This is a genomic window from Chryseobacterium sp. (assembly GCF_022869225.1).
In the GTDB taxonomy this organism is placed as follows: domain Bacteria; phylum Bacteroidota; class Bacteroidia; order Flavobacteriales; family Weeksellaceae; genus Chryseobacterium.
Window position 1 is genome coordinate 2,324,184 of sequence record NZ_JALIHL010000001.1, and the last position, 14,476, is coordinate 2,338,659.

The following is a 14,476-nucleotide window of genomic DNA, read 5'->3' on the forward strand; positions in this document are numbered from 1 at the left end:
AATAGTGGTTAGATCGGTGCAAAGTTGATTTGTGCCGGTCTTTTTTTATGAATGGGCTGATGATGTCCGGGCTGATAGGTAGTCTTTTAACTTGTCAGGATGTAAAGTACCAATATATATATCCTTTTTTCCTTTTTCTTTTATTTTTAGCGCAAAATTACCTCCCGTTGAATAGCAGGTGGCATGGCTGTTCTTTCTGATGCCCCATCCTCCAAAATCAGCAATGGGGTTGTATTCAACAACTTCCAGGTCTATGCCGTCATGAACGGAAATTTCCCTGTACCTGAGCTGGAAAGGATAGAATTTGTATTTTATAACTGTATTTGAGACCGATACATCCAAATAAGCAACATAAAATAAAAGAAAGATTAGAAAACAAAAAATAAATGTGACAGAGGCAAGCCCGTAATCAGATTCTTTGACAATGAACAATAAAGACGTACCAATGCCGGTTAAGAGAACAATAAAAGCTATGATTTTAATCCAGCCCTGAGTAAAGTATTGTTTTTCATGGTATTCCATCTTAATGAGCTCATATTAAAGTTATAAGGAATTAAATAAAGGATCAAAGCTCCGGACATTGCAAAAAAGAAGCTGCCCAAACCTAATACTATAAAAATAAGAAAATGAAATAAAATGCCGAGCCCGCATGCCAATATTCTGGCTTCTTTCCTCAAAAACACGGCAATGCTTAAAAAAAGCTCGAGAATCATTGACCCCCAGGTTAATACAAATACGGTATATTTATTTTCTACAAGAGGTAAGAGTATGGTTTTCAAATAACCTGGAGCTCCAAAACTACTATGATTGATCCAGTAGTACATAGCGGTTCCATCCCACCATTCTTCAACGGGGAATTTTCCTACGGCCGCATTGAAATAGAGGACCGCAACCTGAACTTTAATCACGAAAAAAAAAGATTTACCGATAAAGTTTTTTATTTCTGAAGATTCTTTAATCTGATACAGCCAGTGGTTTTTGCGGTTGTCAAGAACGGTTACCGGAATAAGAAGCAGCGCGATTATAGAACTTATCTGGTCTCCGCCATCAACAATAATGGCTGAATTTAAAAAACTAAAGGTAACCCACCAGTGGAGTATTCCGGTTATTCTGATACAATAGCCGCTTATCGTAAGAAGCAGTATCACTATAGACAATGAAATAGACCAATTCAGATTGTCGTAACCGAATAAATGGAATAAATTAAAGCTGTTCCCCATATCTTCTGCCTTAAATGTCCTCTGCAAAAAAAGATTATCAGGATTGTTGAAAAGAAAGTTGGTAAGAGTTCCCAATGCAATTAATGATCTTCCCATGCCTAACACCGGGGAAAAAGGAGTGCTTTTATGATTCATCATTATATAATTTCAGTAAAACAAACAGTATATTCTTTATTGACCCGGGAAGGATATTTGGACCATGCCCATGGTATCGTAGGCTGGGTAACAATCATATATTGCCCTTTGTCAAGAGTATTGATCTGCAGGTTTTTTTTGTTGACTTTATTGAAATTTTGCTTTTTAATTTCAAGCTTATTCAAAGAATTCGTTTTTACCCAGTTGTTTTTTGGAAGAGTAGAAAGCATGGTAGATACATCATATCCAAGCTTTCTACTTTTTCTGGAAAGTCCACATAAATTATCTGTCTCAGAATTGAGTGAACTTACTCTTATTGGGGTATTGTTTACTACCTTGTAGATGGTCACCATATCTTCTCTAGGGTTTCTTGTGAAGAATGACCATCCTTCAGGCAGTAAAGTCCTGAATGTCTGCTCTATTCCAGGACTTATAGATATGCAAGTTTGTCCTGATAGGCTGCTAACAAATGTAAATACAAGCAGAAACCCTATAAATACTACTACAATTGATTTTATCAGTATAACTCGCATCGGTATCCTTAATTAATATTTGAAATTTCTAAAACGACCTGCTCTCTGATGGTCTGGCTGAAAGAAGATTTCTTAGGACCCCAGAATTTTACTTTAGCATATACCGCAGCATAAGCCATTGCAACCGCTGCAGCATTAACGATCACACCGTAATTAACGATGGCAACTCCGTCCCAGATGGCTACAGCTACCACGGCAGCTAGCCAAATACACATATTTTTTGAGCTTAGATCCACCTTGTTGGAATTGGTAACCAGATTTCCTACATCTTTAAGATATTCATTGAGACCGTCTGTGGTATCCAGATTATATTTGGTAATATCTATTTTTTGCTGTACATCATTGATTTGATTAATTGCTGCCTGATATTTAGGAGAACTGATGATGGCTGCTTCAGCCAGGGTAGCCCCAACATCCATAATATTATCAATATCAGTTAAATTCTTGCTTTCTACAGCTTTTTTCAGTTGATCAAAATAACCAGGATTCAATGCCTTGATCCCTTCAATGATATCATTGTTGAACTCAAGCTGCCCTTTTTGTGCAGCTAAAGGCATGGTTGCCACTTGTTTTTTAATATCACTAAAGTGCGGAACTTCGTCAGCCACTTTTCCCTCAAAGAGGAATATTCCCCTGTAATATTCTTCTCCGGAGTAGTCAACGAACTTTGAAGCTGTTGATGAGCTCTTAACGGATCCATTAGAAGACTGATCTCTCAAACCATCTTCTATTTCACTACTGGCACAGTTTAAAAAAAGGCCAAAGACTGCATACGCAATCAAAAATCTAAAGATTTTGTTTTCCATGTTAAAAAGTTTTGGTGTTTAAAAATGTTAATTAGTCTTTACTCAAAAATAATAAAATATCTTAAAATAACAAATAAATAATAAAATAATACTAAATAAATTATGTTTTGATTAAAAATATACTTATTATTTAGACATATTGATAATCCTTCAAATCCTTTTGCAGAGCGGATTTAAGTCTTTCCAGCGTGATTAATTGTTCCGGTTAAAAATTATTTCGTCTGTTCTAAAAATTGGGAAATTTCTGTAGAATTTTCGGTTTTTCTCTACCTATTTTTTAACCAAATAGGTTGTATTTATTCTTTCTTTATCCTGATTATTAAAAAAAAGAGGCTGATTATAAGTGTGTTATTGGTGCTGAATTATCATTTAATCGTGAATAAAATTGTCTTATATTTACAAAAAACACGCCTATGCTGATCAAAATTTATGGAAGCGCAATTCATGGAGTTGCTGCTCAAACAATTACTATTGAAGTAAATGTAGATACGGGAGGAGTCGGATATCATTTGGTAGGACTTCCTGATAATGCTATCAAAGAAAGCTGCTACAGGATCTCTGCAGCCCTTAAAAATGTAGGATATAAAATTCCGGGAAAAAAAATTACCATTAATATGGCCCCTGCAGACCTCAGGAAAGAAGGTTCTGCTTATGATCTGAGTATAGCCATAGGCATTTTGGCTGCTTCAGACCAGATTCAGGCAGAAGAAATTCATCACTATATCATTATGGGTGAGCTTTCTCTGGATGGAAGTTTACAGCCTATTAAAGGAGTCCTCCCGATTGCCATTCAGGCCCGTGAAGAAGGGTTTAAAGGAATTATCCTTCCGCTTCAGAACGCCCGTGAGGCAGCTATTGTAAGCGGACTTGATGTATACGGAGTAGAGAACATCAAAGAAGTCATCGACTTTTTTAATGAAGGAAAGCCACTCGGAAAAGTAATATTGGACATCAGGAAAGAGTTTCATGAAAAGATCAATGATTTTCCCTTCGATTTCTCTGAAGTGAAAGGGCAGGAGACGGCCAAAAGAGCAATGGAAGTCGCTGCAGCCGGAGGGCATAATATTATTCTCATAGGACCTCCCGGAAGCGGAAAAACAATGCTGGCCAAAAGAGTCCCCAGTATTTTACCTCCACTGACATTGAAAGAAGCTTTGGAAACAACAAAAATACATTCGGTAGCAGGAAAAATTGGATCAGAAGCTTCTTTAATGACCGTTCGTCCGTTTAGATCACCTCATCATACGATTTCAGATGTGGCATTAGTAGGAGGGGGAAGCTACCCCCAGCCGGGAGAAATTTCCCTTGCCCACAATGGAGTCTTGTTCCTGGATGAAATGCCGGAGTTTAAAAGGACTGTTCTTGAAGTAATGAGACAGCCTTTGGAAGATCGGGAGGTAACTATTTCAAGAGCAAGATTTACCGTAAACTATCCTGCGAGCTTTATGTTGGTCGCCTCCATGAACCCCAGTCCCAGCGGTTTTTTTCCGGATGATCCCAATAACACGTCCTCTGTATACGAAATGCAGCGGTATATGAACAAACTTTCCGGACCTCTCCTGGACCGGATTGATATTCATATAGAAGTTCAGAAGGTTGAATTTGAGCAGCTTTCAGAGAAAAGAAAAGGCGAGAAAAGCAAAGAGATAAGGGAGCGGGTTTTAAGAGCCAGGGATATTCAGAATGAGCGGTATCAGCATCTTAATATCAGCTGCAACGCCCAAATAGGCCCCAGAGAAATTGAGGTGTACTGTGAATTGGATACTGCCTCTTTCAGCCTTATCAAACGCGCCATGGAAAAGCTCAATCTTTCTGCCAGGGCATATGATAGGATATTGAAAGTCGCCAGGACGATAGCTGACCTTGAAGAATCTGAGAATATTCTGTCTTATCATATTTCCGAAGCGATACAATACAGAAGTCTGGACCGGGAATTCTGGAATGGATAACGGATCCGGACATCTTTTTCTGAGAAAAATTTTATACCGTGCCTACTTCCAGATCTATTTTAAGATTGATCGAAAAAGGATCGTTGTATACTTTGGGAACCCACTGAAACTGATCATTCACCTTATTAATATATCCTATGCCGGGCCATGGAAGATGGGCAGAGCAGATAAGTGTTCTGTTTTTATAACAATTTTCAAGAACTTTCTTACGGGTTTCAACTCCTGTTTCAAAGTCAATATCCCATTGGGTGCCCCAGTCCGGTTTTGCAATAAGCAGAGGAGAGTGAAAAATATCTACCACGTTGGTGATTGATATATTTCCGTCATTCACTGTATAAATAATATGACCTGGAGTATGTCCCGGAGCCGCCTCTGTTTGGATGCATGAGAACAGCCTATCTCCCATTTCAAATTTTGTAAGTCGGGCATCTATGGCTGAAAAGACTTTCCTAACCAAAGGAATGCTTGGCTTTCCTCCTTCAGGGTTTTTGCTTTTTTGAAAATCCGGTTCATCATCTGTCCAGAATTCAAATTCCGGGTTGGAAATATAATAATGCGCATTCGGAAATACAAAATCATCATTTTTAGAAAGGATCCCACCGATATGGTCTCTGTGAGCATGTGTAATCAGAATATCAGTGATCGAATCTGGAGTAAATCCCGCAGCACTAATGCTATGTAATAGTTTTCCTGCATTTTCATCATCATAAAACCCCTCTCCGGTGTCTACTAAAATAGTACGATCATCCGTTTTAACAATCATCACATTGATAGGAGCTTCATAATAAGCCTCGGATAAATAAAGACTGCGAAGTTCATTTTTTACAAGGTTTTGAGGGATGCCGGGGGCTAAAATAGGCTGGTGATATCCAATGCCAAAATATCCGTCAGAAAGTATAAAAATATCCAGTTCATTGCATGGAATATGTATGAATCCATGGTCTCTCTTCAGTTTTTGATCCATATTAATAATGAAGGGTGTTTTGTTTTTCACAAATTTAGAGAATATTTCAATACATTGATGTCATTACAGGGGTGTGCAGAAGAATTTTGCTTTTTAAATGTGCAATATGTTGTCATTCACTTTTTATTGTTGCATCTTTTAGAATATCAATTCCGGAATGGGGTACATGATAGTAATTATGTAACGCATGGTTTAAATTATTATGTTAAGTTTGATTACCATATTATCAAAAATATAACATTATGAAAATAACATCTTCGGATAGTTCTTGATTTTTATTGTCTATAAAATAAAATATTAGCGGTTAAAAGGTGTTTGCTGTATTTTAATAATAATTACTCCAAACGCCTGTAAGACCCTGAGTCAGGAATGCCAAGTCTCTGATATAAATTATCAGGAAACACATTTAGTCTATAAACTGTGTCTATTTTCCATGCCCGTTTGAATCTGTTTGGTAAAGCCATTTCTGTAGCTTTAAATATGACATTACGGATGAAAGGGCAAATGCCAAAAACTTTTAACCAATTTACTGTATTATAATGTCAAACACAACACCCACACTGGAAGGATCTTCAGTAGGTTCTGCCGTTTTGCTGTCTGCCGAGGACAGGGAAAAACTTTTACATAGATTTAATAAAACCGGATGGGATTACCTGGAAGAGGAAACGCTGGTGTCTCTTTTCCGGAAACAGGCTGACCTTCATCCTGAACATACCGCAGTGGTATGCCGGGGGCAGTCAGTAACGTATAAAGAACTTGATAAAAGAAGCAATCAGCTGGCCAACCAGCTATTGGAGAAAGGGATAAAAGAAGGAATGTATATTCCGGTATGGCTGGACCGTTCGTTAGAATGGGCAGTGGCAATTCTCACAGGGGCAAGCGCGCCTTATCAGTGGTGGTCCGGACTGGTAAAAAATTGTGTGGAATTCAAATCTTACCCTGCATTAACAGAGCTCAGAGAGGGTCTTATCACAGTAGACTATATGACCAAAGCCATGGCTCATATCACAAAAAATAAAGAAGCAATAGGTAAAAAATTCAACTTGATTGCCCGCCCGGAAACCAATCTTACCCTTGAAGCATTCTTTGGACTCATGAAAAAATACTATCCGTTCACCTTGAAAGGGCTTCCTTACAAAGAATGGAGAAAACAATGGGAGGATGACAGCAAAAACCGCCTGTATCCGCTGACCAGCCTTTTCAAAGATAATATGCATGAAGGATTGTCTACCGTGGAGCTTCACCAGAATACCTATGTGTGGGACTGTTCCAATGTTATTCAGTTCCTGGAAGGATCAGGGATCAAGGAACCTGTATTTGATAAAAACATGCTGGATTCCTATTTGAAGTATCTGGGAATACCGATTTCATAACTATTTTGTTTGAATCTAAAATCCGGACAGCGGAGCTGTCCGGATTTTTTAAGACAATATTCTGATAATAAAGAATTAATATGAAAGCATCCGGTAATCATTTTATTTTTTGTCCGGATTCAAGAAAGAGGAAGTTTCCAGATGGCAGGAAAAGCCCTGCTTTATTTGGAGGATTTTTGCGGACTGATAAGAGTATCTCAGCTTTGTTTCAAATAAAAAGTAATTGTACCGGGTAAATAATACGTCGAGTTTTGTCGCAACGCCCAAAGATCTTTGCCTGAGACAAAAGGGAGAAATCCATACCGTATTTTGTTTAAAATAAACGATAAAGAATAGTAAATGAATAATTTTATTGTATTGGCTAAACATTTTGTAGCTAATGAAAGCGCAGTAGTAGATATTAAGCCGTTCGGATTTGGAAGTACGTTGGGGTCATTGGTATTTCAAAATAAATCCGGGCAGTCCGCAACATTTTTATGGCAGAAAAACCCGATCCCTGATAGTACGGAGAAAGCAGGATATTTCAAAGAAGTCGCCAATGAATTAGGGGTAAAAATAGCTCATTATGATGGTTTCATCACGGTTACCAATGGGGGAGGAGTGCAATATCTGAAAGGAGAAGTAAAGATTTAAAAGTATAAAAAGAGGATTTTAAATTCCCTTTTTACCGTCCAGGATCACCTGAATCATTTTAGTCTTTCTGTTTTCCCGTGTTTCCGGCTTTTTGGCCTCTTCGATCCAGCGTATATATTCTTTTATGAGTATAGCTCATTTTGTCAAATAGGCATTTGGCATTTGGATTTTCCTTAAAGACTAAGGCAATATCATCTGCAATTTCTACAGTTCTTTCTTCTTTATCTTCAGTAAGGGAAACTGAAACCTCATCTCCAAAAGTTTTGCCTAGCTGTCTTCTAATCTCCTGGGTCAAGCCTAGAATATGACAGTCGGTTTTCATTTTGACAAGACTTCCCCGGTATTCCGCCTTATTGTCAAAAACGGCTTTGATCTTTACCCTTCCTTTAGTATTGAAAAGGTCTCCCGTAGAAAAAGGAAATTCTATGAAAGCGGCATTCATTGCTCCATGCTGTTTTATAATGGCTGTAAATTCTATAGGGGAAAGGCTCATGATGGGATATTTCAATATTCAAAAATAAAAAAACCGTGAAAGTAAATTCCACGGTTTCAAAAATTGATCAAAAAAGATTATTTTTTCTTTGTTTTCTTAGGAGTTGTTGTAGTTCCTGAGTTTTTAGTTTTTGTATCAGCCGGAGTGTTTTCACTTCTTACAAGCTTTAATTCATCAACTAATCTTCTTGCACCCGCAAACTTATCAATAGTCCAAAGAACAAAACGAACGTCTACGTTGATGGTTTTTTGCCATTCAGGTTCAAATACGATATCACCGCTTAATGCTTCGCTGTTTCCGTCAAAAGCAATCCCAATAAGGTTTCCGTCCCCATCAATTACAGGAGAACCAGAGTTCCCACCGGTAATATCATTGTTAGAAAGGAAGTTGACTGGCATATAACCGGCAGCATCAGCATACTGTCCGAAATCTTTAAGGTTATAAAGGTCGATCACTCTTTGAGGAAGATCGAACTCTTCATCACCTTTCTTGTACTTGCCTACAAGACCAGTCATATCAGTATAGTAATTATCTGTAATTCCAAAATAGTTTCTGTCATTTCTGATAGGAAGTTTGTCTACAGTACCATAAGTTAACCTCATTGTAGAGTTAGCATCCGGATAGAATTTTTTCTCAGGCATAGCCTTTACTAGTCCTGCCAAGAACAGACGGTTGTTTTTCGCAAAATTGTCATCTACCTTCACATATCTTTCATTGCTCATCTTGATATCAGCAACAATTCCGTTTGCTGTTTTCCAAAGTGGATCAGCATCCAGTTTTAATGCATCAGGATTCAATAAGAAGTTGGTTGCAGAAGTTTTGTTCGCAAAAATTGAAGAATAAGCAAGGTTTGAAACGGTTTTAGCATCTAATCCCAGAATGGTAGCAGAAGCCACTTCCGTGTTTTTCACTCTTGCCTGGTAAAGGCTTGTCATCGCAGCAAGCATTTCTCCTTCCAAAGACGGATTGAAGTTTTCATAAGCCGCTTTAATAGCTGCTTCTGTTTTAGCTTTCATGGCCAGTCTTCCCTGCATATCCTGAGCAGCATAAGCTTTAAGGGCAGATCCTACCTGTAGAGCAAGGGTCATATATTTTACATTTCTTGAAAACTGGGAAGCATAGTTTCTTTCAACATTTCTGTCTGAAACCTGTCTGTAGTAAGCATCAATATCTTCCAAAATGCCATCATAAGCATCATTTCCTGGCATTGCAGACCATTTTCTGTAAGTATCCTCAATTTTCTGCTTGTCGGAAATCGTTCCGTTTTTATTTACCGCATCAATTGTTCCCTGTCTGTTTTTCCAGTAGTTGGCTACAGAAGCATATTGAGAAGCATAGTTAAGCTGAGTTGCTTTATCCTTATCCATATACTTTTTCATAACATCCATCGCCACTTTAGAAGCTTCTACCCATGCCGGGTAATCTTTGTTTACCATTTGCTGAATTCCGTAAGAAGTCAGGTAACGGTTTGTTCTACCAGGATATCCTAAGATCATAGAGAAATCACCAGGCTTAATTCCTTTAAGAGAAACCGGAAGAAAGTGCTTAGGCTTCAAAGGAGTGTTGCTTGGAGAATATTCAGCAGGGTTTCCTGCAGCATCAGCATAAACTCTGAAAACCGTGAAGTCTGCAGTATGTCTCGGCCACTCCCAGTTATCGGTATCACCTCCAAATTTTCCTAATGAAGAAGGTGGAGCTCCTACTAATCTGATATCTTTATAATCCTGGTATACAAAATAGTAAAATTCATTTCCATTGAAGAAATCTTTTACCATTACAGTATATTTTCCGTTTTCAGAGTTTTCAGTTTGGATGGCTTTGGTTTCAGCATCGATAACCGCTTTTCTCTCCGCTCCGGTCATATTGTTGTTTAGCTTAGACGTGATTCTTTGGGTAGCATCATCCATTCTCACTAAAAATCTTACATACAGATCTTTTGCGTTGAATTCGTCTTTTTGTTTCATTGCCCAGAAACCATTCTTCAGATAGTCTTTTTCTGGTGTAGAGGCAGCCGCAACAGCGCCGTAACCGCAGTGGTGGTTGGTAAATATCAGTCCTTTGTCAGAAACAATTTCACCAGTACAGAAACCTCCAAAGCTTACGATCGCATCTTTTAAACTTGAATTGTTTACTGAATAAATTTCTTCAGGCGTAAGGTGTAGACCCTCTTTTTGCATGTCAACGCCGTTGAGTCTTTTGATGAGCATTAGCAGCCACATCCCCTCATCCGCCCTCATTTGAGCAAAGCTCAATAAGAAAGTGAATAGTAGAAATAGTCTTTTCATTTTATAAAAAATTTTTGTGTCGCTAATTTACTAATTTTTACGAGATTCAGTCCCGGATTGGTATGAAAATGGGATGATAATGCGCATGAAAAAAATACTATTATCACTTTTTACAGTTTTGCTTTTAGGAGCAGTCTTCAATTGTTCCGCTGTACCGGATAAAAATCCGTCTCTGCAGAGACAGTGGATGCTGGTCTCTTTTAACGGGTTCACCAAAGATCAATTGATTGATCATAAAGCTGAAATCGATCTGAAATCCAGGTTAGAAAACGGCAAAATACAGGGAAGTGCCTACATGGGCTGCAACAGAATGTCTTTTACTTCTGAGTTTAAAAAAGGAGGAAAGGTAAAAATTTCAAATGGGGCAAGTACAGCAAAAGCCTGCGAGAATATGGAGCTGGAAGCGGCTTTTCAGAAGAATTTTGACTCGATGACGAAATATTCAGTGGAAGGACATTTTCTTACGCTGTCTGATGAGCATGGAAATTCAATGAAGTTTGTTGCTGCTGATTGGGATTAATAAAAATATATTTACCAAATACAAAAGTCCGCTGTTCAGCGGACTTCTTTTGTTTGAAAAATCTAGATTGGCTATTAGTTTTTTGGGTTATCAGTTTTTTGGGATTGTTTTTTTTATTTCTTCCAGTGTAGCCGTATTGGGCAATCCGGCAGTCATATGATTTGTGTTCCTAGAATTATCTGTATTACGAGATGCCTGTCTGTTAGGGATTGTTTTCTTTATTTCTTCAAGACTCGCCGTGTTGGGGAGCAGCTTTCCTGTATTATCAGTGGATATTTTGGGTTTTGTTTCCTGTTTTTTAACTTCCAGCCCCTGATCAGAAACCAGCCCTGTTTGTGCTTTTTTCTTCTCCGCGTTTTCCCGGGCTTCTTTCAGCAGTTTTGCTTCCTGTTCTTTGGCCTGTTTTACAACTTGGGTCTGATCATCCACTGGAGTTACCTGTTTATTTTCCTGAGCATAGATCATGGAGCTTAAAAATAAGAATGAGGCAATAAATACTGTTTTCATGATGATTTATTTTATGTTGACTAATACTTGAATTTTTCCGGTCTCCTTTTGATCATAATCCTGAAGCGATTTTCCGATGACCTGGCCTATTTTAACCTTTTTAAGATTAGCTTTCATGGCTACTCCCGGGATTGAAGAGGTAACAAGAAGATCCCCTCTTTTTATTTTTCCGTTTTCGAGGCATACTTTGGTGGGGATAACCCCAATGACCCCCATGGGAACTTTACCTGAAATATCTGTATCAATATGCTCTTCGGTGAGAAGTACCCCCGGTTTGGTAGCATATACGCCGGCAACAAGGTTAGAATAGGGTTTTGAAGATTTTTCTACTGTTCTGTCTGAATGTGTTGAAATAACCAGGATGTCACCGCTTTCATATTCTGAAATATTTCCTTCCACATCAAATGCTTCGGCAACGTCAGCACCGCTGTTTTGCGTGCCTCCATTAAAAAATCCTTTTCCGGTATTGTCTATACGGGCTACATTTACTGCTGTTGGATTTCCAGATCTGAATATAGCGATAGAACCGGTACTACGGGTTTCTGCTGTCAGCGGAGGGTTGGTATTGGCGGTATTATAATTGACGAATCTTGCTGCGCGTCCTGTCCCGAAGTTAGGAACCCACGCATAGATGGCGCTTCCAGAGCCGTCTGCTGTTGTTTCAACACCATCTCCGGTATTCGATGCATTAGCCGTGATACCGTTTCCGTTTCCGTCTGCAATAGCGATCAGTGCAGGGCTGTTTCCGGCAGGATTGCTGGCATGGAACAATCCTGCAAAACCTCCGGTTCCCGAAGATATGCCATAAATACCTGCTGTTCCGAAATTAGAAAACTGAGAGTTTACTTCTCCTCTTACCGCTGCAGAAGTTCCTGTTACCCGGTCTACTTTAAAGTTTCCCGCGGTACCATTCCCTACAGTAGTTACTGTTATTACATCGCTGGTATTGGATTCATTAAAGATGTTAAATCGTCCGGCACGCCCGGTGGCGAAGGTGGGAACCCAGGCATAAAGAGCATTTCCTGCACCATCAATATTAGTCTCTACACCATTGCCGTTTTTGCTTGCATTGGCTGTGATTGCATTTCCATTTCCATCGGTGATGGCTACCAAGGCAGGGCCGTTACCTGAAGGATTGGACGCGTGGAATAGTCCGGCGAAGCCGCCGGTTCCCGAAGAAACTCCAAAAATACCTGCCGCTCCAAAGTTTCCAAAAATTGTTTTCACTTCCCCTCTTACGGCAGCACCTACACTATTGGTGTTGTTGACAAGAAAAGAAGAAGCATTCCCCTGGGTGTTGTCAGGAATATTCCCGTTTCCATTAGTTTCTACTTCAAAAGTATTTTTGGCAGTATTGGTTTGGTTAAAATTTTCAAATCTTCCTGCGCGTCCCGTACTGTTATTTAACCCTACCTGTCCGTATACACCAATACCGGTTCCTGAAGTGTTGGTAGAAACAAATCCTCTCACTCCATATCCTCCGCCATCATTCCTGCCTACCACAGCACCGGCAATGTCACTGGTGGTTCTTCCTACTATAGCCTCCCCATTTCCATTGTTATCTCCCACGATACCTGCAGAAGTCTGGGCGGAGGTAATACCATGTACTCCAAATCCGCTGCCTGTAGAACTTAATATCCCGGCTCCGCTACCTGAAGTGGTGATATTTACGACGGTACCGTTACCTACAGTGGAGGCATTAAGGACATTATTGTTATTGGAATTATTAAAAATTGCGATATTGGCTGCAATTCCGTTATTGCTGGTCGCATTCAGACCCGTTCCTGTATTACTGTTGGCATATACCCCGTATCCGTTTCCGCTGGCATTTCCATATACACCTAAGCCATTGGGGGTAACGCCATATACTCCCCATCCGCTTCCATTCTGGCTTCCGTACACTCCTACACCCAATCCGCCGGTCCCGTTATTGATCCCCCGTACTGCTGAAGAAAATCCTCCCGGGGCCGTGTTGCTCACAATTCCTCTCACTGCGGCAATACTGGAGGTAACCGTGCTGTTAATGCCTTCTAGCGAAGTTCCATCTCCATCATTCGTTAATGAAAACAATGTAGAAGCGTTGTTGACGGTGCTGGTATAAGGAATAGCAAAGCTGCCGCCGGTGCCTCCTGCAGATTTGGCATACATAGCGTAAGGTACACTGAGCAGCTGGCTGGTTCCTGTTATGGTATAAGTCGTTCCTCCGGTAGGGTCAGTTTCTGTTTTTAAATAATAGTTTCCTGAAGGCCAGTCTATCGTAGCGAACGTTCCCGAAAGAACAGTTCCTGTTCCTATTTCCAAACTGATAAGCCCATTGGAATTGGTACTTCCTGTAAGTCTTTCAGAGTAGACGGCAGCTCCGGCAGGGGATCCCTGTAATATGCTTGCCCTTACTCCAATACTTTGATTGCTTAAAAGTTGTCCAGATCCGTTTCTTATAACAGCCTGGTAGCTCATTTTTTCCGGTGCCTGCGAGAGCCCCATAAAGAGACCCAGCAGAATCCAGGACAATAATAATATTCTTTTCATGGTATTTATTTTTTGAGGATTTTAAACGTTTTAACAGGGGTTCCGTTTTGGCTGATTCTGATGATATACAGGGCAGAGGGTAAGGAGGAGAAGTTCAGTTCGGATTTTGATTGTAAAATTTTGTCTTTTTTGATCAGTTTGCCTTGTGCATCAAATAATTGGTACTCCGAACCCTTATAAGTGTTGGTTGTAAAATCTAAATACAAATAATCTTTAAAAGGATTGGGGTAGAGTAAGATATCCTTCTGATCTGATGAAATTTCGTGGGTTGACAGGGTCGTGATTTCATAACCCAGCTGCACTCCTTCCAATAGTTGAGCAGGAGTACCTTTATTTAGGTAAGCCGTCTGGCCTATGCTGTAAGAAACAGATCCATTGCCTGCTGATGCATCCGTTCCCGTAGCCAGAACTGCTGACTGGGCATGAAAGATAACTATTGAAAATACAGACAAGGGGAGGCAATAAATAATTTTTTTTTTCATAAATAACAGTTTTAGGTTAATAAACAGAAAGGAAATTTGGGAAGACT

General features: G+C 39.5%; 14 protein-coding genes and 1 pseudogene. 4 read left to right on the plus strand and 11 right to left on the minus strand.

Annotated elements, in window-relative coordinates; translation table 11 throughout:
* Positions 1–45: 45 nt before the first annotated feature.
* Genes MUW56_RS10915 through MUW56_RS10930 form a run of 4 tightly spaced genes read right to left on the minus strand, consistent with a single transcriptional unit; the run spans position 46 to position 2,694 of the window.
* Positions 46–522, minus strand: coding sequence for a hypothetical protein (locus MUW56_RS10915; protein WP_292013222.1), 477 nt, complete (start codon positions 520–522; stop codon positions 46–48).
* Complete coding sequence (locus tag MUW56_RS10920; protein WP_292013223.1) at positions 471–1,358, minus strand: sporulation-delaying protein SdpB family protein; 888 nt, start codon at positions 1,356–1,358, stop codon at positions 471–473. The genes MUW56_RS10915 and MUW56_RS10920 overlap by 52 nt, the downstream gene beginning before the upstream one ends.
* Complete coding sequence (locus MUW56_RS10925) at positions 1,358–1,888, minus strand: SdpA family antimicrobial peptide system protein (protein ID WP_292013224.1); 531 nt, start codon at positions 1,886–1,888, stop codon at positions 1,358–1,360. Before MUW56_RS10925 ends, MUW56_RS10920 begins: the two co-directional genes overlap by 1 nt.
* An 8-nt stretch (positions 1,889–1,896) precedes the next feature.
* Positions 1,897–2,694, minus strand: a complete 798-nt coding sequence (locus MUW56_RS10930) for a hypothetical protein (protein ID WP_292013225.1) — start codon at positions 2,692–2,694, stop codon at positions 1,897–1,899.
* A 413-nt stretch (positions 2,695–3,107) separates the two neighbouring features.
* On the opposite strand from MUW56_RS10930, the gene MUW56_RS10935 reads away from it, so the two are divergent.
* Positions 3,108–4,643: a YifB family Mg chelatase-like AAA ATPase gene (locus MUW56_RS10935; protein ID WP_292013226.1), complete on the plus strand. Its 1,536-nt coding sequence runs from the start codon at positions 3,108–3,110 to the stop codon at positions 4,641–4,643.
* 31 nt (positions 4,644–4,674) lie between these two features.
* Here MUW56_RS10935 and MUW56_RS10940 read toward each other — a convergent pair whose 3' ends face one another.
* Positions 4,675–5,637 carry an MBL fold metallo-hydrolase gene (locus MUW56_RS10940; RefSeq protein ID WP_292013227.1) on the minus strand — a complete coding sequence of 321 codons (963 nt, stop codon included), beginning with the start codon at positions 5,635–5,637 and terminating at the stop codon, positions 4,675–4,677.
* 509 nt (positions 5,638–6,146) lie between these two features.
* Here MUW56_RS10940 and MUW56_RS10945 point away from each other — a divergent pair.
* Together MUW56_RS10945 and MUW56_RS10950 are read left to right on the plus strand one after the other, a co-directional pair.
* Positions 6,147–6,980 carry an AMP-binding protein gene (locus tag MUW56_RS10945; protein ID WP_292013228.1) on the plus strand — a complete coding sequence of 278 codons (834 nt, stop codon included), beginning with the start codon at positions 6,147–6,149 and terminating at the stop codon, positions 6,978–6,980.
* A 339-nt stretch (positions 6,981–7,319) separates the two neighbouring features.
* Positions 7,320–7,613, plus strand: a complete 294-nt coding sequence (locus tag MUW56_RS10950; RefSeq protein WP_292013229.1) for a hypothetical protein — start codon at positions 7,320–7,322, stop codon at positions 7,611–7,613.
* Positions 7,614–7,631: 18 nt separating this feature from the next.
* Here the strand turns inward: MUW56_RS10950 and MUW56_RS22820 are convergent, their stop codons facing one another.
* The 3 genes and pseudogenes from MUW56_RS22820 to MUW56_RS10960 form a co-directional block, all read right to left on the minus strand.
* On the minus strand, positions 7,632–7,745 hold the full coding sequence (locus MUW56_RS22820) for a YdeI/OmpD-associated family protein (protein WP_367118564.1): 114 nt from the start codon (positions 7,743–7,745) through the stop codon (positions 7,632–7,634).
* 160 nt (positions 7,746–7,905) lie between these two features.
* Positions 7,906–8,106: pseudogene (locus MUW56_RS22825) on the minus strand (DUF1905 domain-containing protein); the annotation flags it as partial.
* Positions 8,107–8,183: 77 nt separating this feature from the next.
* The gene (locus tag MUW56_RS10960) at positions 8,184–10,391 is read right to left on the minus strand and encodes a S46 family peptidase (protein WP_292013231.1); all 2,208 of its coding nucleotides are present in this window, start codon (positions 10,389–10,391) and stop codon (positions 8,184–8,186) included.
* Positions 10,392–10,476: 85 nt separating this feature from the next.
* On the opposite strand from MUW56_RS10960, the gene MUW56_RS10965 reads away from it, so the two are divergent.
* Positions 10,477–10,911: an META domain-containing protein gene (locus MUW56_RS10965; RefSeq protein WP_292013232.1), complete on the plus strand. Its 435-nt coding sequence runs from the start codon at positions 10,477–10,479 to the stop codon at positions 10,909–10,911.
* Between the two features lie 90 nt (positions 10,912–11,001).
* Here the strand turns inward: MUW56_RS10965 and MUW56_RS10970 are convergent, their stop codons facing one another.
* From MUW56_RS10970 to MUW56_RS10980, 3 genes are read right to left on the minus strand one after another with little or no spacing between them, the layout of a single operon-like run.
* Positions 11,002–11,418, minus strand: a complete 417-nt coding sequence (locus tag MUW56_RS10970) for a hypothetical protein (protein ID WP_292013233.1) — start codon at positions 11,416–11,418, stop codon at positions 11,002–11,004.
* A gap of 6 nt (positions 11,419–11,424) precedes the next feature.
* Complete coding sequence (locus tag MUW56_RS10975; RefSeq protein WP_292013234.1) at positions 11,425–13,947, minus strand: collagen-like protein; 2,523 nt, start codon at positions 13,945–13,947, stop codon at positions 11,425–11,427.
* 5 nt (positions 13,948–13,952) lie between these two features.
* A complete protein-coding gene (locus tag MUW56_RS10980; protein WP_292013235.1) occupies positions 13,953–14,429 on the minus strand; it encodes a T9SS type A sorting domain-containing protein in 477 nt (158 codons plus the stop codon).
* Between the last annotated feature and the right edge of the window lie 47 nt (positions 14,430–14,476).

Bases quoted from the DNA above. Each gene is read 5' to 3' on its own strand.
- MUW56_RS10915 (WP_292013222.1), bottom strand. From the start codon at position 522: ATGGAATACCATGAAAAACAATACTTTACTCAGGGCTGGATTAAAATC.
- MUW56_RS10920 (WP_292013223.1), bottom strand. From the start codon at position 1,358: ATGATGAATCATAAAAGCACTCCTTTTTCCCCGGTGTTAGGCATGGGA.
- MUW56_RS10925 (WP_292013224.1), bottom strand. From the start codon at position 1,888: ATGCGAGTTATACTGATAAAATCAATTGTAGTAGTATTTATAGGGTTT.
- MUW56_RS10930 (WP_292013225.1), bottom strand. From the start codon at position 2,694: ATGGAAAACAAAATCTTTAGATTTTTGATTGCGTATGCAGTCTTTGGC.
- MUW56_RS10935 (WP_292013226.1), top strand. From the start codon at position 3,108: ATGCTGATCAAAATTTATGGAAGCGCAATTCATGGAGTTGCTGCTCAA.
- MUW56_RS10945 (WP_292013228.1), top strand. From the start codon at position 6,147: ATGTCAAACACAACACCCACACTGGAAGGATCTTCAGTAGGTTCTGCC.
- MUW56_RS10950 (WP_292013229.1), top strand. From the start codon at position 7,320: ATGAATAATTTTATTGTATTGGCTAAACATTTTGTAGCTAATGAAAGC.
- MUW56_RS10960 (WP_292013231.1), bottom strand. From the start codon at position 10,391: ATGAAAAGACTATTTCTACTATTCACTTTCTTATTGAGCTTTGCTCAA.
- MUW56_RS10965 (WP_292013232.1), top strand. From the start codon at position 10,477: ATGAAAAAAATACTATTATCACTTTTTACAGTTTTGCTTTTAGGAGCA.
- MUW56_RS10970 (WP_292013233.1), bottom strand. From the start codon at position 11,418: ATGAAAACAGTATTTATTGCCTCATTCTTATTTTTAAGCTCCATGATC.
- MUW56_RS10975 (WP_292013234.1), bottom strand. From the start codon at position 13,947: ATGAAAAGAATATTATTATTGTCCTGGATTCTGCTGGGTCTCTTTATG.
- MUW56_RS10980 (WP_292013235.1), bottom strand. From the start codon at position 14,429: ATGAAAAAAAAAATTATTTATTGCCTCCCCTTGTCTGTATTTTCAATA.